The sequence below is a fragment of the Vibrio sp. NH-UV-68 genome, assembly GCF_042940635.1.
GTDB classification, from domain to species: Bacteria; Pseudomonadota; Gammaproteobacteria; order Enterobacterales; family Vibrionaceae; genus Vibrio; species Vibrio pacinii.
In genome coordinates this window covers 1,977,902-1,997,437 of sequence record NZ_CP134975.1, presented here as the reverse complement: position 1 = coordinate 1,997,437, position 19,536 = coordinate 1,977,902, and the positions used below count along the sequence as shown (strand labels likewise).

The following is a 19,536-nucleotide window of genomic DNA, read 5'->3' as shown; positions in this document are numbered from 1 at the left end:
AAGAGTGAGTTTATGCTTAAATTCATCGCGAAAAGGATATTTGAGGCGATCCCAACCATGTTGGTATTGATCACGGTATCTTTCTTTCTAATGCGCTTCGCGCCTGGTAACCCATTCTCGAGTGAGAAGCCGCTACCACCTGAAGTTATGGCTAATATCGAGGCGAAATATGGCCTAGATAAGCCCGTATTTGAACAATACACGACGTACCTGACTAACGTTATTCAAGGTGATTTTGGTCCTTCCTTTAAGTACCTTGATTACTCGGTAAATGAACTGATCTACGGTGCACTACCAGTTTCGGCCAAAGTGGGCTTTATCGCTTTCATCTTTACCATCATTATGGGGGTAAGTGTCGGAACCATTGCGGCATTGAAGCAAAATACGTGGGTGGACTACACCATTATGTCAACGGCGATGCTCGGGGTTGTTATGCCATCGTTCGTACTCGCACCGGCATTGATTTATCTATTCTCTCTTCACTGGAACCTTTTTCCTGCTGGTGGTTGGCAAGACGGTGGTCTGAAGTATCTTGTTCTGCCTGTGATTGGTATGTCACTGCTTTACGTTGCAACGTTTGCCCGTATTACACGTGGTTCGATGATCGAAACACTCAACAGTAACTTTATCCGTACCGCCCGTGCCAAAGGGTTAAGTTACCGTTATATCGTCATTAAACATGCTCTTAAGCCAGCGCTACTTCCTGTTGTTTCTTACATGGGTCCAGCGTTCGTAGGTATCATCACCGGTTCTGTTGTTATCGAAACTATTTTCGGTCTTCCTGGCATTGGTAAGCTGTTTGTTAACGCTGCCTTTAACCGTGACTACTCGCTTGTAATGGGAGTGACCATTTTGATTGGTTTCCTATTTATCTTATTCAACGCGATCGTAGATATCCTACTTGCAATGATCGACCCGAAAATTCGCTACTAACAGGGAAGTTTGGTTATGTTAACGAAAAAAGAAAATCTGGACGCGATCGAGAAGTTCTCTGAGAACTTAGAAATTGAAGGTCGTAGTCTTTGGCAAGATGCCCGTATCCGCTTTATGCGTAACAAAGCGGCGATGGTCAGCTTGTTTATTCTCCTTATTATCACATTATCTGTGATTGTCTTACCGATGATGGCGCCGTTCGCTTATGACGATACGGACTGGTATGCCATGCACGTCGCACCGAACGCAGAGCATTGGTTTGGTACTGATAGCCTTGGCCGTGATATTTATGTCCGGACCCTTATTGGCGGTCGTATTTCATTGATGGTAGGTGTCATGGGCGCCTTTGTTGCGGTATTGATTGGTACGCTCTATGGCGCGGCTTCTGGGTTTATCGGCGGTAAAGTCGACCGAATCATGATGCGTATCCTAGAGATCCTTTACGCAGTTCCGTTTATGTTCCTCGTGATCGTACTGGTGACATTCTTCGGTCGTAACATCATTCTTATCTTCGTTGCGATTGGCGCAATTGCTTGGCTCGATATGGCCCGTATTGTTCGTGGTCAAACGCTGAGCTTACGTAGCAAAGAGTTTATCGAAGCGGCGCATGTTTGTGGTGTCAGCAACTGGAAGATCATCACACGTCACATCGTTCCAAACGTACTGGGTATTGTTGCGGTTTACTCTACGCTTCTAATCCCAAGCATGATTTTGACTGAATCTTTCCTTTCATTCCTTGGTCTTGGTGTTCAAGAGCCGATGACAAGTTGGGGTGCACTGTTACAAGAAGGTGCCCAGACAATGGAAGTGGCAATCTGGCAGTTGGCTTTCCCAGCCGCGTTCATGGTTGTGACTCTATTTTGCTTCAACTACGTTGGCGACGGTCTACGCGATGCGTTGGATCCAAAAGACAGATAATTGAAAGATAAGATTAAGGAAGCAATGATGAGCTTATTAGATGTCAAAGATCTGCGCGTCGAATTTACCACTCAAGATGGTATTGTTACCGCAGTAAACGATTTAAACTTTTCCCTGAATCAAGGTGAAACCTTAGGTATTGTTGGTGAATCTGGCTCAGGTAAGTCACAAACGGTATTCGCAATCATGGGCCTTTTGGCCAAAAACGGCATTATTTCAGGCAGTGCAAAGTTTGAGGGTAAAGAGATCCTTAACCTGCCAGAGAAAGAGCTAAATAAGGTTCGTGCTGAACAGATTGCCATGATCTTCCAAGACCCAATGACGTCGCTTAACCCTTATATGAAGGTGAGTGATCAGTTGATGGAAGTGCTAATGCTGCACAAAGGCATGGGTAAAGCAGAAGCTTTTGAAGAGTCTGTGCGCATGTTAGAAGCGGTAAAAATCCCTGAAGCGCGTAAGCGTATTACCATGTACCCACATGAATTCTCAGGCGGTATGCGTCAGCGTGTCATGATCGCGATGGCGTTGCTATGTCGTCCAAAACTTCTGATTGCTGATGAGCCAACAACCGCACTTGATGTCACCGTTCAAGCGCAGATCATGGATCTGTTGAACGAGTTAAAATCTGAGTTCAATACCGCCATCATCATGATCACTCATGATCTGGGTGTAGTGGCAGGTTCGTGTGAAAAAGTATTGGTTATGTACGCTGGCCGTACGATGGAATACGGTAACGTTGACGAAATTTTCTACCATCCAAGCCACCCATATTCGGAAGGGCTACTGAAAGCGATTCCTCGCTTAGATACAGAAGGCGAGATTCTGCCGACTATCCCAGGCAACCCACCTAACTTACTGCGTCTACCACCAGGCTGCCCTTACCAAGAGCGTTGCCACCGTGTTATGGATCGTTGTAAGCAAGAAGCACCAATTTTAACGCCGTTTGATACCGGTCGTCAGCGTGCATGTTTTTCGCAGTGGGAGGAATGGAAAAAATGAGTATAGATAAACCATTACTACTTGATGTAAAAAATCTTAAAGTGCATTTCAGCATCGCGGCGAAATCGGCGTGGCCTTGGAGCAAACCATCAACTCTTAAAGCGGTAGACGGCGTCAATGTGCGTCTTTACGAGGGTGAGACCTTAGGTGTGGTTGGTGAGTCTGGTTGTGGTAAATCGACTTTTGCTCGTGCGATCATCGGTCTGGTTGAAGCCACAGATGGTGATGTGATGTGGCTTGGTCAAGATTTGACTAAGATGCAAGCCGTTCAGCGTCGTGAAACGCGCAAAGAAATACAGATGATTTTCCAAGATCCGCTGGCATCGCTTAACCCGCGAATGACGGTCGGTGATATCATCGCTGAGCCGTTACAAACTTTCTATCCTGAGCTGTCTAAGCAAGAAGTAAAAGACCGCGTTAAAGAGATGATGGCTAAAGTCGGTCTATTACCGAACGTGATCAACCGTTACCCGCATGAGTTTTCAGGCGGTCAGTGTCAGCGTATCGGCATCGCTCGTGCCCTTATCTTAAAGCCAAAAATGATCATCTGTGACGAACCTGTATCGGCACTTGATGTGTCAATTCAGGCTCAGGTAGTCAACCTGCTTCAAGAAATCCAGAAAGAGCTAGGCCTATCTTTGGTCTTTATCGCACATGATTTATCTGTGGTTAAACATATTTCAGATCGCGTGCTAGTGATGTACTTAGGTAATGCTGTAGAGCTTGGGGAAGCGAAAGCACTGTTTGCTGATCCAAAACACCCTTATACTCGCGCTCTGATGTCTGCGGTCCCAATCCCAGATCCTAAACTTGAGCGCGCTAAGAAAATCGAGATGCTTGAAGGTGACTTGCCTTCGCCAATCAATCCGCCATCGGGTTGTGTGTTCCGTACTCGTTGCCCACAAGCGACAGAGGCTTGCGCACAAACCAAACCGACGATTCAAGGTAACGATGTGCATGCGGTATCGTGTTTACACGTTAGCATCTAAGTTCAGCCTGTGACGGGCTTAAGCGCGACATCCTTTTGGGGTCGCGCTTTTTTTGTCGTTTTTATTAATAGTTCAAATTATTCGAACAACTAAGCCAATACTCTCTACTCAAGCTGAGGCCCTTTTTGAATATACTGATTAAGTGAATTTATTGCTTAGGAGGTTTTTATGGGTAAGTTAGTTGAAGGTGTGTGGCATGATGTCTGGTATGACACAAAATCGAACAAGGGCAAGTTTGTTCGAGAGGATGCTGGCTTTCGTGACTGGGTTACCAATCAACCTGACGCTAAGTTCCAACCCGAGTCAGGACGTTACCACCTGTATGTGTCGTTAGCCTGTCCTTGGGCTCATCGAACTCTTATCTTTCGTCAATTAAAACAACTAGAAACGCACATCGATGTCACTGTTGTGTGCCCGGATATGATGAGTGAAGGGTGGCAGATGGGCTTGCCGGAACCTCTGTTTGGTCATACCTGTATGCACCAAATCTATACTCAAGCGAAACCAAATTACACCGGGCGAGTCACGGTTCCCGTGCTGTGGGATAAAAAACACAACACCATCGTGAGCAATGAATCGTCTGAAATTATTCGTATGTTTAACTCAGAGTTTAATGAACTCACCGGTAATCATGACGACTATTACCCACAAGCGCTTGCCGATGTCATTGATGAGTGGAATGAGTTTATCTACCCAAATATCAACAATGGCGTTTATCGCTGTGGTTTTGCCACCACTCAAGAGGCGTATCAAGAGGCGTTTGATCAACTGTTTTCGGCGCTCGATAAAGTGGAAGCGCACTTAGTCACTCATCGTTACTTGGCTGGAGAGCAGATAACCGAAGCCGATTGGCGTTTGTTTACGACCTTGATTCGTTTTGATGCTGTCTACGTTGGCCATTTTAAATGCAACAAACAGCGTATTGCCGATTATCCGAACCTCAATGGTTATATGAAAGAACTCTATCAGGTGCCGGGTGTCAAAGAGACCACAGACTTTTATCACATTAAACGTCACTATTACTTTAGCCATACTGGAATCAACCCGACTCAAGTAGTGCCAAAAGGGCCTGAGCTTGATCTTGAATCCGCGCATGGTCGTGATACGTTATGATGGCAATGAGCTAAGCATTAACTAAGCTAAGTAATAACCAAACTAAGCCGCGAAAAAATGACCAATAAAAAGCCCTCGATCAACGAGGGCTTTTTTGATTTCAATTCAGAACAGAAAACTAGTTATTTTCTTGGTCTGCTTGAATCGCCGTTAGGGCAATCGTGTAAACGATGTCGTCGACAAGTGCGCCGCGAGATAAATCGTTTACTGGTTTACGCATGCCTTGCAGCATTGGACCGATAGACACTAGGTCTGCCGAGCGCTGTACTGCTTTGTAAGTTGTGTTACCCGTGTTTAGGTCTGGGAATACAAATACGGTCGCTTTACCTGCAACTGGAGAGTTTGGTGCTTTAGAAGCGGCAACGTTTTCCATGATTGCTGCATCGTACTGTAGCGGACCGTCGATGATTAGGTCAGGACGTTTCTCTTGAGCTAATTTTGTTGCTTCACGGACTTTATCAACGTCTGCACCCTTACCAGATTCACCAGTAGAGTAAGAGATCATGGCAACGCGCGGTTCGATACCGAATGCGGCTGCAGAGTCTGCCGATTGGATAGCGATTTCAGCAAGCTGTTCAGCGGTTGGATCTGGGTTGATTGCACAGTCACCGTATACGAGGACTTGATCAGGCAGAAGCATGAAGAAGACGGAAGATACGATAGATGCGTTAGGTGCAGTCTTGATGATTTGGAACGGAGGAACGATAGTGTTCGCCGTGGTGTGAACCGCACCAGAAACCAGGCCATCAACTTCGTTGTTTTCAAGCATCATCGTGCCGAGGAAAACAGAATCTTGCAGCTTTTCACGAGCAACCACTTCGGTCATGCCTTTGGCACCGCGAAGTTCTACCAAGCGCGCTACGTAGTTCTCACGTACCGCATCAGCATCAATGATTTGAACGCCAGCACCTAACTCAACACCTTGTTGAGCCGCAACACGACGGATTTCGTCTGGGTTACCTAGAAGCACACACTCAGCAATGCCACGCTCAGCACAAATAGCGGCCGCTTTTACGGTGCGTGGTTCATCACCTTCAGGAAGAACAATACGCTTACCGGCTTTACGTGCAAGTTCAGTTAGTTGGTAACGGAATGCTGGTGGGCTTAGTCGACGTGACTTCTGAGTACCTTCAGTCATCGACTCAATCCAGTTGCCGTCGATATGGCCAGCGACGTGTTCGTTAATGAACTCGATACGCTCTCTATCGTCAGCAGGGACTTCAATGCTAAAGCTCTGTAGATTAAGAGACGTTTGCCAAGTGTTACCTTGTGCCTTGAAGATCGGTAGACCTGTATCAAATGCTGGCTTACATAGACCGGCAATCTCTTGTGGGATGTCGTATCCACCCGTCAGTAATATGGCACCAATATCGACGCCGTTCATTGCCGCAAGTGCAGCCGCAACAATAACGTCTGGGCGATCAGCTGAAGTCACAAGCAGAGAGCCAGGTTTAAAGTGCTCAATCATGTTGGGTAGCGAACGTGCACAGAAAGTGATGCTCTTGATGCGACGCGTGTTGATATCACCAGGGTTGATGATGTCAGCATTGAGGTGTTTTGCCATATCGATAGCGCGAGTCGCGATAAGATCGATGCTCCATGGCACACAACCGAGAACACGAATTGGAGACGTATTAAAGATCTCCATCACTTTCATCTCGTTCTGCTTCGCACTGTCGGCATCGTCAAAGATTTCAGATAGATCAGGGCGAGTACGACCAGCTTCGTCAACTGGCGCATTGAGCTTGTTGATGATCACGCCAGAGATGTTTTTGTTTTTAGTGCCACCAAAGTTTGAACACGCGACTTCGATACGCTCTTTGAGTTGCGTTGGGTTGTCAGTACCTGGTGTCGCAACAAGGACAATTTCCGCACCCAGTGTGGCTGCAATTTCAGCGTTCACTTGGTTAGCAAATGGGTGTTTACGAGTTGGGACTAGACCTTCGATAAGCGTCACGTCTGCATCTTTATTGATTTGGTTGTAACGTTCTACAACCGTCTCGAGCAGTTCGTCCATGTTGTCGTTACCGATAAGGTTTTCAGCAACAGACATCGCCATTGGTTGGCCAATCTTCATGTCACTGTTGTGAGCGACGATCGTAGACGTAAGATCCGGCTGATCACCACCGCTTCGCGGCTGACAGATAGGCTTGTAGAAAGAAACTTTAACGCCCTTGCGCTCCATTGCGCGAAGAACACCCATGCTTACGCTAGTAAGACCAACACCAGCGCTTGTAGGGATAAGCATAATAGTACGAGACATTCGTAGAGTACCTTTAGCTATTGAGATAAAAGCTTAACTTCGTATTCCGTTGCATTGGAATAGGAGTTAAGCCCCTTAAATATGAAAACCGGTTGACTGCTTTGTATAAAAAGAGCGTCAACCGGTTAAGTCAATTAAAGACCAGCTAGACGCGCAGTGTCTTCAGCGATCACAAGCTCTTCGTTAGTCGAGATGACCATCGCAGGGATACGGCTGTTTGCGGTTGTGATTGTGCCTTCACCACCGAAACGTGCTTTAAGGTTTGCTTCGCTATCTACTTCGATACCGAAAATACCCAGACGGTTCAGTACCATCTCACGGATAGGGCCAGAGTTTTCGCCGATACCGCCAGTGAAAGTGATAGCGTCAACACGGCCATCTAGCGTTGCTGTGTAACCCGCTACATATTTAGCTAGGCGGTGACAGAAAACGTCCATTGCGCGAGTCGCTTCTTCTTTCTCACCGTAGTTGTCTTCAACGAAACGACAATCAGAAGTCACTTCAGTTAGACCAGCAAGGCCAGACTCTTTGGTTAGCATAGTGTTGATTTGTTCAACCGAGTAGCCAAGAGCGTCATGCAGGTGGAAGATGATCGCAGGGTCTAGATCACCCGAACGAGTACCCATCACAAGACCTTCAAGAGGAGTTAGACCCATTGATGTATCAACAGATTTACCGTTCTTGATTGCACATACAGATGCGCCGTTGCCTAGGTGACAGTTGATGATGTTAACTTCTTCAACTGGCTTGTTAAGTAGGCCAGCTACTTCACGAGTGATAAATAGGTGAGAAGTACCGTGCATACCGTAACGACGAATGCCGTGCTCTTTGTACAGTTTGTACGGTAGAGCGTATAGGTATGACTCTTCAGGCATTGTCTGGTGGAACGCCGTGTCAAATACAGCAACATTCTGTAGTTCAGGGAAGTTGTGTTTCGCAGCTTCAATACCGATAATGTGAGCAGGGTTGTGAAGCGGTGCGAAAGTCGCAGAATCTTGAATACCCTTAAGAACGTCGTCAGTGATTAAAGCCGATTGAGTGAACTGTTCGCCACCATGAACGATACGGTGACCGATTGCGCCTAGGTTAGCTTTAAGTTCTGGTTTAGAAGCAAGAATAGTTTCTACCATGAATGCTAGCGCTTCTTCGTGAGCTGCACCATTACCTAGTTGAGCTTCGTGTTTACCATCAAGCTTCCACTTGATGCGTGCTTCTGGAAGATGAAGACATTCTGCAAGACCTGATAGGTGCTCGTTGCCGCTCACTGCATCAACAACAGCAAATTTGAGAGAAGAACTACCGCAGTTTAAAACTAAAACTAGCTTAGACATGTGTGACTACCTGTAATAATCAGTTAGGATGAAAATTAACCAAAATAATAGACGATGCAATTAAAGTTGCGCACTAATCTTGGTCAAAAAAACTTCGAATTCCGTATAAAAGACAGTGATGATACTTCTCATCACTCATGCATCCGCTGCAGAAAGGCCTCAAGAGTTGCTTAAATTGTAAATAACAGCAACAATGAGATTGTGGGTCCGCAGAAGGATAACGATAATAGGCAATAATAACAAAAAAATTTGAAAGAATATTAACTTCTATCAATTTTTTGTCCCAATAGTTGAAACTTTCAACTTATTTTTAGTTTTGACCTATTGCTAAGTGAAGTGAGAGAGCCCTATGAGTAATAAAGTCGGTTTAGTTCACAGCCTACGTGATGGACAGAAGTACATGGATACTTGGCCAATACGCAAAGAGTTGACTATGTTGTTCCCTGAGCAGCGTATTATCAAAGCAACTCGGTTTGGAGTAAAAGTGATGCCTGCGATCGCGGCCATCAGCGTGCTGACCCAGATGGCGTTCAATAACTACCCATCCATGCCGCAATCGGTCATTATCGCCTTGTTTGCGATCAGTATGCCAATCCAAGGTATGTGGTGGTTAGGCAACCGTGCCAATACTGAATTACCTCCGTCACTTGCTGGTTGGTATCGCGAAATTCACCAAAAAATCGCGGACAGTGGTTTTGCATTGGAACCTTTGAAATCGCGACCTCGTTATAAAGAGCTTGCACAGATATTGAATCGAGCTTTTCGTCAGTTAGACAAGAGTGCGTTGGAGCGCTGGTTCTAGAACAAAGAACGCAGCGTTAGCAGAACCGCCGCTGCATCTTTCTATATCGCACCTCGATCAATGTATGGTATTCAGATAAAAAAAGCGCCCACCGAAGTGAGCGCTTTTTATCTTTTCAGTCATTCAACCTTAGTTGAACATAGCGATAGCATCAGCCGGTGCAACGTATTCTAGTTCAAAGCTCTCCGCTACTTCTTTACATGTCACTTTACCATGAATCACGTTTAGGCCTTCTAGGAAACCTTTGTCTTCAAGAAGTGCTTCGCGGTAGCCTTTGTTGGCAAGCTTAACAATGTAAGGCAGTGTCGCGTTATTAAGGGCAAAAGTAGAAGTGCGTGCAACCGCGCCAGGCATGTTAGCCACACAGTAGTGAACAACCTCATCAACGACGTAAGTTGGGTCAGCATGTGTTGTGGCATGTGAAGTCTCAAAACAGCCGCCTTGGTCAATTGCAACGTCAACAACCGCCGCACCAGGTTTCATCTTCGCGATGTGCTCTTTAGTGACGAGTTTAGGCGCCGCAGCACCTGGGATAAGAACAGCGCCGATCACTAGGTCTGCTTCTAGAACATGCTTCTCGATAGCATCTTCCGTAGAATAAACCACTTTTGCGCGGCCTTGGAACTCTTCGTCCAAACGACGCAATGTATCAACGTTACGATCCAGAATGGTTACGTCAGCACGCAGACCAACAGCCATGCGAGCGGCATTAGCACCAACCACACCGCCGCCAACAACGACGACTTTAGCTGGCTCAACACCAGGTACACCACCCAGAAGTAAACCGCGACCACCGTGAGATTTCTCCAAAGTTTGCGCGCCCGCTTGAATAGACATGCGACCTGCAACCTCAGACATTGGCGCAAGTAGTGGCAAGCGACCCATATTATCTGTTACAGTCTCATACGCTATACAGACAGCTTTGCTCTTGATTAGCTCTTCAGTTTGTGGAAAATCTGGTGCTAGGTGCAAATAAGTAAATAAAATTTGCCCTTCTCGAAGCATAGCGCGCTCGACAGCTTGAGGTTCTTTGACCTTTACAATCATATCTGCTTGCGTGAAAACGTCAGCAGCAGTAGGAAGAATGGATGCGCCTACAGCGATGTAATCATCGTCTGAAAAACCGATGCCTGAACCGGCATTAGTTTCAACAAAAACTTGGTGACCTTGAGACACTAGCTCGCGAACGCTTGCTGGGATCATACCAACACGGTATTCGTGGTTTTTGATTTCCTTAGGTACGCCAATAATCATCCTGAATCCTCATTTTATATTGGTTGTATATACTATATTAGTTGCTTTAACTGTTTGTAGGGTAATTCTGTCGAATTAATATCTAGTATAGATAGGTTTTATTAAAATTTGATACTGAATATTAAAAAGTTGTAGTATATTTTTTTGCAAGGAAGTAATAAGGTGGAATAAAAAATGGCAGACAACAATAAAAAGCCGTCCAAGGATCTAGACCGTATCGATCGCAACATACTTAATGAGTTGCAAAAAGATGGTCGTATTTCGAATGTAGAGCTCTCTAAGCGTGTTGGGCTCTCGCCTACGCCGTGTTTGGAGCGTGTACGTCGACTTGAACGTCAGGGCTATATTACTGGGTATACAGCATTGCTAAACCCTCAATATCTTGACGCTTCGCTGTTGGTATTTGTTGAAATTACGTTAAATCGCGGTGCGCCCGATGTATTTGAACAATTCAATACGGCTGTGCAAAAACTAGACGACATCCAAGAGTGTCATCTAGTGTCCGGTGACTTCGACTATCTCTTGAAAACTCGCGTATCAGATATGAGTGCCTATCGTAAGCTTTTAGGGGACACCCTTTTACGCTTACCAGGTGTGAATGACACCCGAACCTACGTTGTTATGGAAGAAGTGAAGCAAACTAACCAATTGGTGATCAAAACCCGCTAGTTTTTATAACTTAGGCTTTAAGTCTCAATAGCTTTCCATATTCTGACTTTAAGCAATTGGGTTTTTGCCCTTGATATGGTTAAATCGATAGTCCGAGCAGAGTACTGCTCGGGCTATTTTTTTTCTTATTATTCAGACCCTATTCGGGATAGATTAGTGTCATCTAAAGATTAAGTTGGTTATGTTCAAAGAGACCAAAAATAAAGTGGAAACTATCATTAAAACAGGTGAAGACACTCAGCCTTCACGTCTTAATGGGCCGCAGCGCCTTCAAGAGTGTAGCCTGATTGTCGTGGTGCTTGCGTCGATACTGTTATCTGTTGCTCTATTGACCTATAGCGCTGCGGACCCCTCGTGGTCTCAAACTGCTTGGGGAGGAGAGATCGACAACGCCGGAGGCTTAGTGGGTGCTTGGCTTGCGGACACCTTGTTTTTCACTTTTGGCTCTTTGGCTTATGTATTGCCTTTGATTATCAGTGCGACCGCATGGGTGATGTTGCGTAAGCGTGACGAAGATGAGCCGCTTGACCTGATGTTGTGGGGCACGCGTCTACTTGGACTGACGGTATTAATATTGACCAGTTGCGGATTAGCAGACATTAATTTTGATGATATCTGGTATTTTTCCTCTGGTGGCGTGATTGGTGATGTGCTGACTAGCCTAGCGCTACCGACGCTTAATCTTTTAGGCACCACTTTGGTTCTGCTATTTCTATGGGGCGCTGGATTTACGCTTTTAACTGGTATCTCTTGGTTGAGCATTGTGGAGTGGTTAGGAGAGAAGACCATTGCGCTACTCACCGCGTTAGTCAACAAAGTGCGTGGTCATGATGATGAAGTGATCGAGGCCGAATTAAATCATCACCCAGAAGTGCAAGCTGAAACCCCAGCCGCGTCAGCGCTCCAAGAGGAACCATCAGCATTACCTTTAACCAATACGCAAGGCGATGATCTGCCGCGCCGTTTCAATATTCATATGCCAGAAGCCGCGGCAACGGTATCGCCACCAAAACCCGTTGAATCACGTGAGATAACAACACCGACCCCCGAGCATACCGTTGAACCTGATCGTAACACCCAGTTAAACGCCACAATTGAAGAGCTAGAGCAGGCGGCGTTTAGTCAAGGCGACTTCGCGGCTGAGCAACAGGCGTCTCAAGATGCACCGCATGCGGTATTTGAAGCACCTCAAACGGATACTGAGTCTATTGCACCGAAAAGTGACGAAACCTTAGTGGATGAGGAGTTGCCTTGGCAGCAAGAGGAGGTTGATGAAAGCGTCTACCAACCGAGCATCAGTGATACCGAACTGGACCAAATTACCACTGAGATAGAGCCAGAACCAGAGTTTAAGCAGCCAACGATTTCCTCTTTCGATGTCGTTGAAGATCAAGCGGCAGAGAATGATTTAAATAGCACGCAAGCGGCTGACCACGATGCGTTAGCATTACATAGCTTAGTCGAAGAGGCGCAAGCCAAAGTCGCCGCACAGCAAAACCCATTTCTGGTTCAGCAAGAGCCAAACTTGCCTAAGCCCGACGAACCAATGCCAACGCTGGAACTGCTTTATCATCCAGAGAAGCGTGAGAACTTCATCGATCGCGACGCGCTCGAACATATCGCACGCTTGGTCGAAGCTAAATTGGCCGATTATAAGATTCAGGCGACGGTGGTTGATATTTTCCCAGGGCCAGTGATTACCCGTTTTGAGCTTGATTTAGCGCCAGGGGTGAAAGTCAGCCGTATATCGAGTCTTTCAATGGACTTGGCACGCTCATTGTCGGCTATGGCGGTGCGAGTGGTTGAAGTGATTCCCGGCAAACCTTATGTCGGTTTAGAGTTGCCGAATATGAGTCGTCAGACGGTTTACTTTTCAGATGTGATCGGCAGTCAGCAATTCATTGAGGCTAAATCGCCAACGACGGTGGTTCTTGGCCAAGATATCGCTGGTGAAGCGGTCGTGGCTGATCTGTCGAAGATGCCGCACGTGTTGGTGGCGGGTACCACAGGTTCGGGTAAATCAGTTGGTGTTAACGTTATGATTCTGAGTATGTTGTATAAATCAACGCCAGAAGATGTTCGCTTTATCATGATTGACCCTAAAATGTTGGAACTGTCTATTTATGAAGGCATTCCTCACTTGCTGTCTGAAGTGGTTACCGACATGAAGGATGCATCTAATGCTCTGCGTTGGTGTGTAGGGGAAATGGAGCGTCGTTACAAATTGATGTCAGCACTTGGTGTGCGAAACATTAAAGGCTTTAATGACAAACTTAAGATGGCGGCAGAAGCAGGTCACCCAATCCACGACCCGTTATGGCAGCCGGGTGACAGTATGGATGAGCAAGCGCCATTGCTTGAAAAGCTACCTTATATTGTGGTGGTGGTGGATGAGTTTGCCGATCTTATGATGGTCGTGGGTAAGAAAGTAGAAGAGCTGATTGCTCGCTTAGCGCAAAAAGCGCGTGCAGCAGGTATTCACTTGATCTTGGCAACCCAGCGCCCATCCGTTGACGTTATTACAGGCTTGATTAAAGCCAACATTCCAACCCGTGTCGCGTTTACGGTATCAACCAAAACAGATTCTCGTACCATTCTTGACCAAGGCGGTGCAGAGTCGCTATTGGGCATGGGTGATATGTTGTACTTGCCGCCAGGCTCTAGTCATACGACTCGAGTTCATGGTGCCTTCGCTTCAGATGATGATGTTCATGCTGTGGTCAATAACTGGAAAGCACGCGGTAAGCCAAACTATATTGATGAGATCACCAATGGTGACCAAGGACCAGAAGGCTTGCTACCGGGTGAAAAGCCAGAAGGCGATGAAGAAATGGATCCGTTGTTTGACCAAGTGGTGGAACACGTGGTTCAGTCGCGTCGCGGCTCTGTTTCAGGTGTTCAACGTCGCTTTAAAATTGGTTATAACCGTGCTGCACGCATTGTTGAGCAACTTGAAGTACAAGGCATTGTCAGTGCTCCGGGGCACAATGGTAACCGCGAGGTATTGGCGCCAGCACCGGGTCGCGAGATGAACTAGAGGGATAGCGGAAGGCTGCGCTTCGAGAGATGACGTGACCCTTCGAGAGTGCCTCGCGCATGAGGAGTAGAAAGTGATTGGCAGACTTGCGGGCGGTAACGATTGAAAAAACAAAGGGTTGACATAATGTCAACCCTTAAACATTTACTTGCTACTCGTTTTTACCCTTAACAAACTGAGCAATCACAATAAAGGCGAGCGCAACCAGATTGGCGGCAAAGATGACCACTAGCCATTGTGGCATCGAAAGCGTCAGGAACTGCCACACCACTTTGCTGCAATCACCGTAAGCTTCAAACATCCATGGAACCCACTGATTAAGGGGCGCCCAGTCAGGGAAGACGACAAACAAGTCACAGGTTGCAAACGGAGATGGATTGAACTGGTAGTCGACGTGCTGCATTGATAACGCTAAGCCTTTGTAAGCACTTGCGCCCCATAAACCAAGGCCAAGCCAACGCAGAATAGGCTGCTCTGGTGCTATTAAGCCAATCAGGGCCGCGCCACCGATGCCGAGCATAGCCACGCGCTCATAGATACACATCACGCAAGGTGACAACATCATAACGTGCTGAAAAAACAGGGCGCATGCTTCAAAGAAGACAACGAATAAAAGCAGCAGTGCCCACGACAGACGTTGTTTTGAAAAAGTGTTTAAAGTGGAAAAGATAGTCACACTGGTTTCCTGTAGTAATAAAAAAGCTCTGACTTATCAGAGCTTTTTAGCGTGGAAAAGTTTCGTTCGCAACAAAAACTTTGCAGCGTTTAACGATTAATGGCTGTTAGAGACCGCGTGAGTCACATCACTTGTGTGGTGCACAATCCAACCTGCATCATAAAACCATGCGGTCATCGGGTCGACTAAGAACACAATACCGGCAAAGCCAACGACAGCCAGTACTACGGTGTAAGGCAGAGCCATAATCACCATTCGTCCGTAAGAAAGACGAATTAATGGCGCGAGTGCGGAAGTTAGCAAGAATAAAAACGCAGCTTGGCCATTTGGCGTTGCAACTGATGGAAGGTTAGTTCCGGTATTGATGGCCACAGCGAGTAGGTCAAATTGGTCACGAGTAATAAGGCCTTCAACGAGGGCAGTTTTCACTTCATTGATGTAAACCGTGCCGACAAAGACGTTATCCGACACCATGGACAGCAGTCCATTCGCGACATAGAACAGGGCTAACTGAGTACCTTTGTCTTCAACGTGCAGTACCATATCAATGACGGGTTTAAACAGTTGTTGGTCAATGATCACTGCAACAATAGAAAAGAACACGGCCAGTAGGGCAGTGAAGGGCAGTGCTTCTTCAAAGGCTTTACCCATTGCGTGCTCTTCGATAACACCCGTGAAAGAGGTGGCGAGAATGATGACGGACAAGCCGATTAAACCAACAGCAGCAAGGTGAAGAGCGAGTGCAACGATTAACCACACTGCGATGATACCTTGAATCCACAACTTGGCAACGTCTTGGTTGGTGCGGTTTTTACGCTCTTCAGTATCGAAGTCCACTAGGATCTGGCGCACATTATCAGGCAGTTCAGCACCGTAACCAAAGACTTTCATTTTTTCGACCAGTACACAGGTTGCCAAGCCACAAATAAACACTGGGGCAGTCACTGGTAACATACGAATAATAAATTCACCGAACAGCCAACCTGCTTGATCGGCAATGATCAAGTTTTGCGGCTCACCAACCATAGTCATAACGCCGCCAAGAGCAGTACCGACACCAGCATGCATCAACAAAGAGCGTAAGAAGGCGCGATAATTCTCTAAATCGTCACGGGTCAGTTCTGAAAGGTGATCATCTTGTGTGTGGTCATGAGAAGACTGTGGAGTCTGGCCTGAAGCGACTTTGTGGTAAATCGCATAAAAGCCCACCGCGACACTGATCACGACAGCGATGACGGTTAGTGCATCAAGGAACGCGGAAAGAAATGCCGCCGCGAAACAGAACGCTAGTGAAAGCATGCTTTTCGAGCGAATGCCGAGCAAAATCTTTGTGAAGATAAACAGCAACAACTGTTTCATAAAGTAGATGCCAGCCACCATAAAGACAAGTAACAACAGCACTTCAATGTTAGCTACCAATTCATGTTTGACTTGCTCTGGACTGGTCATGCCAATTGCAATTGCTTCTATCGCCAGTAAACCACCAGGTTGTAATGGGTAACATTTGAGTGCCATTGCCAGAGTAAAAATAAATTCGGCAACCAGCAGCCAACCAGCTACGAAGGGATCAACAAGGAAGAAAACAATTGGGTTGATAATAAGAAATGAAATGATGGCAATTTTGTACCAATCTGGGGCTTTACCAAGAAAGTTCTTAATAAATGCATTCCCGAGTGACATCGGCATGATTTAGATACTCTTAATGTTGTTATAACTAGACACTGCTTATGCTTGCATCCATTGTCGGGCAATGTGAGACAAATACGAAACGAAAGGCGTTTCTGCGTCGAAAACGAGCCCGATGCAACAGTGACTTAGAAAAACAACATTCTGTCCACAACCATGTGGTCTTGCCAAGTCACTCCCTGAGAAAGACAAGCACTCCTTTTTCGGTCGTCACTCTACTCTTCAGCGAAATTTAGTCAATTAGAAAATAAGATTCGTGATTGAGACGGTAAACTTTTGTTTAAAAACGCGATCAAAGTGGCGTTACTCGCGATTGAGAGTGGTTAAAAATGAGCGTTAGTTGAAGCAAAGCGCTGAAAGCAGCGAATATGGATCTATATGTAATATTATTGAATAGAAATAGTGGTTTATTTTGCATTTTTTAAAACTAACATTTCATACATGACTTGATAATTGACGGGCTCTAGAGCGTGTTTTAACTTTGTTAAATTGATAAATAACTGCATTTTGTCTTGTAAACCACAACTATCAAACCTAGCTGTAATTAGAGTTTTGGCTCTATTGTGTTTTAACATTATGTTGACTGACTCTCGGTTTCCGATATTTTATAAGTAGTGGTATGATGAGTTGTATTAGACCCATAAAAACAAGTTTGGATAAGATATAAATGGTCATTAAGGCAAAGAGCCCAGCAGGATTCGCAGAAAAATACATTATTGAGAGTATTTGGAAAGGGCGTTTTCCACCTGGTTCAATTTTACCAGCAGAACGTGAGCTCTCTGAACTAATTGGCGTAACACGCACCACGCTTCGTGAAGTACTGCAACGACTTGCTCGTGACGGCTGGCTTACGATTCAGCATGGTAAACCAACTCGTGTTAATCAGTTTATGGAAACCTCTGGTTTGCACATCCTCGACACGTTGATGACGCTCGATGCTGAGAATGCTACCTCTATCGTTGAAGATTTGCTTGCAGCACGTACCAATATCAGCCCTATTTTTATGAGTTATGCGTTTAAAGCCAACAAAGAGGCGTCTGAGAAAACCATCACAAATGTTATCTCGTCGTGCGAAGCCATGATTGCCGCGGAGTCTTGGGATGTGTTTATGGAAACATCACCTTATGCCGACAAAATTCGTCAGCACGTCAAAGGTGAAAGCGAAAAAGATCACACCAAGCGTCAGTCTGCTTTAATCGCTAAAACGTTTAACTTTTATGACTATATGTTGTTCCAACGCTTAGCATTCCATTCTGGCAACCAGATCTATGGTTTGATCTTTAATGGTATTAAAAAGCTTTATGATCGCGTCGGCAGTTATTACTTCTCCAACCCAGAAGCACGCGAGTTAGCGCTGACGTTCTATCGCGATCTTCTTGAAGTATGCCAAACTGGCAATCGAGAGCAAATTTTGGTTGTGGTACGTCATTATGGTATTGAGAGTGCGCAGATCTGGAATCAGATGAAAACCACCTTACCAACCAACTTCACCGAAGACGACAGCTAAAAGATTGTCTTATTGATATAAAAAAACCGCCTGTGGGCGGTTTTTTTGATCAGAGACTAACAATCTGGATACTCTTCGTCGCCGCCTCCGGCTTCTTTAAACCATTCAGTTAAGTAATGTTTCAAATTTTTGAGTTCATCAGGACCAATCAGCGCTAAGCCTAAATCTTCGGCGCGAGTGATGTCGTTATGACGTAAAGGGCGGAAACTGACCAACATCGCACGCGCTTGAAGACCACCAAGAAGATCGCGTAAAGATTCAAGTTTATACAGGGTATCGTCGCCATCGTCGCGCATGCCTTTGGTCTTACACTCGATGATGTGAAGTTTGTTATTGACCACTGACGCGACATCAAGTTCATTGCGTACCTCTTTCTCACCACGTTGACGATAAACCTGAACATTAAGCGAACGGTCTTGTATGGTCGGCATGTCTTGTTGGATCTGACGTACAGTACTATGCACTAAGGTTTCTAGCCATTCGCCATTGGAAAAGCGGCGTGCGTCTTCGTTGATAAAGGTTAAAACGCCATCTTGATAACTGGCAATGTTCGTTTCGACCAAGTCGTTGAGCAACATGTTCAGCTCGCGATACCCCTGCTGCTTTTCAGACAGAGCGACATCAAGACGTTGCTCTTTGCGGCAAGTGGTAGCTAAGTAGTTCAGGGTCGCAAGACCGGGACCAAGTTCCAGAGCATTGCTGGCCCAACGTTCACCCAATTGATACAGTTTCTGGTCCAATAACGCTGGTAGTTGATGGTCACTGAACTCGCCGCGAGCGCCAAATATCGTCAAGTAATCAGAAATAGTGATGCGGTCTTGAACTTGGGTGTCTTCTTGGCCGTCGGGATAGAGCCAGCATAAACGGTCACTACTCGGCTCGACCACGAAAATAGGCCAGTGATAGGTGCGAAAAATCTCGTAAACAGACAACAAACGATGACGTAGGCCACAACTGGCGTTGAGTTTAACTTCTTCACCACGTGTTTTTAAATCTTCAGCGAGTGTGTAAACCGCTTGTTTGATGGTTGAAGTGGTGGCGACGTTAGGGATTTGAAAAAACTCAGAGGTAATATTTCTCTTCGCGAGCACGCTATGCAAACGCAGGAACATGTCCTTTTGTGTTGAAACGCCAATAAATACGATGTGTTTACTGATGGAACGGTTGTCAAGCAGTGGCGTGACCAGGCGAATTGGGTCTTGGTCGATAATGCCAACATGAACTGCCATATAAAATCCTCATGATTGGCTTGCGAAAAGGTAACGAAGAATGGGCAAGCCTATTAACCATATAATGACATGGGATATAAAAAACAAGGGCGACTAAGAAAAATAGTCGCCCTTTGTCAATAAATGACAC

At 45.9% G+C, this 19,536-nt stretch carries 15 protein-coding genes; 9 read left to right on the top strand and 6 right to left on the bottom strand.

Going from position 1 to position 19,536, the window contains the following annotated elements:
• Positions 1–12: 12 nt before the first annotated feature.
• The 5 genes from oppB (at position 13) to ViNHUV68_RS09035 (ending at position 4,952) form a co-directional block, all read left to right on the top strand.
• Positions 13–933: an oligopeptide ABC transporter permease OppB gene (oppB, locus tag ViNHUV68_RS09055; RefSeq protein ID WP_038172780.1), complete on the top strand. Its 921-nt coding sequence runs from the start codon at positions 13–15 to the stop codon at positions 931–933.
• A 15-nt stretch (positions 934–948) separates the two neighbouring features.
• The gene (gene oppC / locus ViNHUV68_RS09050; protein ID WP_038172778.1) at positions 949–1,851 is read left to right on the top strand and encodes an oligopeptide ABC transporter permease OppC; all 903 of its coding nucleotides are present in this window, start codon (positions 949–951) and stop codon (positions 1,849–1,851) included.
• A gap of 27 nt (positions 1,852–1,878) precedes the next feature.
• On the top strand, positions 1,879–2,850 hold the full coding sequence (locus ViNHUV68_RS09045) for an ABC transporter ATP-binding protein (protein ID WP_172953543.1): 972 nt from the start codon (positions 1,879–1,881) through the stop codon (positions 2,848–2,850).
• A complete protein-coding gene (oppF, locus tag ViNHUV68_RS09040; protein ID WP_038172773.1) occupies positions 2,847–3,839 on the top strand; it encodes a murein tripeptide/oligopeptide ABC transporter ATP binding protein OppF in 993 nt (330 codons plus the stop codon). The genes ViNHUV68_RS09045 and oppF overlap by 4 nt, the downstream gene beginning before the upstream one ends.
• Positions 3,840–4,007: 168 nt before the next feature.
• Positions 4,008–4,952: a glutathione S-transferase C-terminal domain-containing protein gene (locus ViNHUV68_RS09035; protein ID WP_391087541.1), complete on the top strand. Its 945-nt coding sequence runs from the start codon at positions 4,008–4,010 to the stop codon at positions 4,950–4,952.
• A 118-nt stretch (positions 4,953–5,070) separates the two neighbouring features.
• Here the strand turns inward: ViNHUV68_RS09035 and pta are convergent, their stop codons facing one another.
• Together pta and ViNHUV68_RS09025 are read right to left on the bottom strand one after the other, a co-directional pair.
• The gene (gene pta, locus ViNHUV68_RS09030) at positions 5,071–7,215 is read right to left on the bottom strand and encodes a phosphate acetyltransferase (protein WP_391087538.1); all 2,145 of its coding nucleotides are present in this window, start codon (positions 7,213–7,215) and stop codon (positions 5,071–5,073) included.
• A gap of 134 nt (positions 7,216–7,349) precedes the next feature.
• A complete protein-coding gene (locus tag ViNHUV68_RS09025; RefSeq protein ID WP_391087535.1) occupies positions 7,350–8,546 on the bottom strand; it encodes an acetate/propionate family kinase in 1,197 nt (398 codons plus the stop codon).
• 349 nt (positions 8,547–8,895) lie between these two features.
• On the opposite strand from ViNHUV68_RS09025, the gene yfbV reads away from it, so the two are divergent.
• Positions 8,896–9,348: a terminus macrodomain insulation protein YfbV gene (gene yfbV / locus ViNHUV68_RS09020; RefSeq protein ID WP_038172766.1), complete on the top strand. Its 453-nt coding sequence runs from the start codon at positions 8,896–8,898 to the stop codon at positions 9,346–9,348.
• Between the two features lie 129 nt (positions 9,349–9,477).
• Here the strand turns inward: yfbV and ald are convergent, their stop codons facing one another.
• Positions 9,478–10,602, bottom strand: coding sequence for an alanine dehydrogenase (ald, locus tag ViNHUV68_RS09015; protein WP_038172764.1), 1,125 nt, complete (start codon positions 10,600–10,602; stop codon positions 9,478–9,480).
• 174 nt (positions 10,603–10,776) lie between these two features.
• On the opposite strand from ald, the gene lrp reads away from it, so the two are divergent.
• Both lrp and ViNHUV68_RS09005 read left to right on the top strand, forming a co-directional pair.
• On the top strand, positions 10,777–11,271 hold the full coding sequence (gene lrp / locus ViNHUV68_RS09010; protein ID WP_004414493.1) for a leucine-responsive transcriptional regulator Lrp: 495 nt from the start codon (positions 10,777–10,779) through the stop codon (positions 11,269–11,271).
• A 181-nt stretch (positions 11,272–11,452) separates the two neighbouring features.
• A complete protein-coding gene (locus ViNHUV68_RS09005) occupies positions 11,453–14,308 on the top strand; it encodes a DNA translocase FtsK 4TM domain-containing protein (RefSeq protein ID WP_391087529.1) in 2,856 nt (951 codons plus the stop codon).
• Between the two features lie 151 nt (positions 14,309–14,459).
• On the opposite strand, the gene dsbB is transcribed toward ViNHUV68_RS09005, so the two are convergent.
• Both dsbB and nhaB read right to left on the bottom strand, forming a co-directional pair.
• Complete coding sequence (gene dsbB / locus ViNHUV68_RS09000) at positions 14,460–14,984, bottom strand: disulfide bond formation protein DsbB (protein WP_391087526.1); 525 nt, start codon at positions 14,982–14,984, stop codon at positions 14,460–14,462.
• 96 nt (positions 14,985–15,080) lie between these two features.
• Positions 15,081–16,670, bottom strand: a complete 1,590-nt coding sequence (gene nhaB / locus ViNHUV68_RS08995) for a Na(+)/H(+) antiporter NhaB (RefSeq protein ID WP_391087523.1) — start codon at positions 16,668–16,670, stop codon at positions 15,081–15,083.
• Between the two features lie 667 nt (positions 16,671–17,337).
• Between nhaB and fadR the strand changes: the two genes are divergently transcribed.
• Positions 17,338–18,177, top strand: a complete 840-nt coding sequence (gene fadR / locus ViNHUV68_RS08990) for a fatty acid metabolism transcriptional regulator FadR (RefSeq protein ID WP_391087520.1) — start codon at positions 17,338–17,340, stop codon at positions 18,175–18,177.
• 56 nt (positions 18,178–18,233) lie between these two features.
• On the opposite strand, the gene ViNHUV68_RS08985 is transcribed toward fadR, so the two are convergent.
• Positions 18,234–19,406: a DUF1887 family protein gene (locus tag ViNHUV68_RS08985; RefSeq protein WP_038172754.1), complete on the bottom strand. Its 1,173-nt coding sequence runs from the start codon at positions 19,404–19,406 to the stop codon at positions 18,234–18,236.
• Positions 19,407–19,536 lie beyond the last annotated feature (130 nt).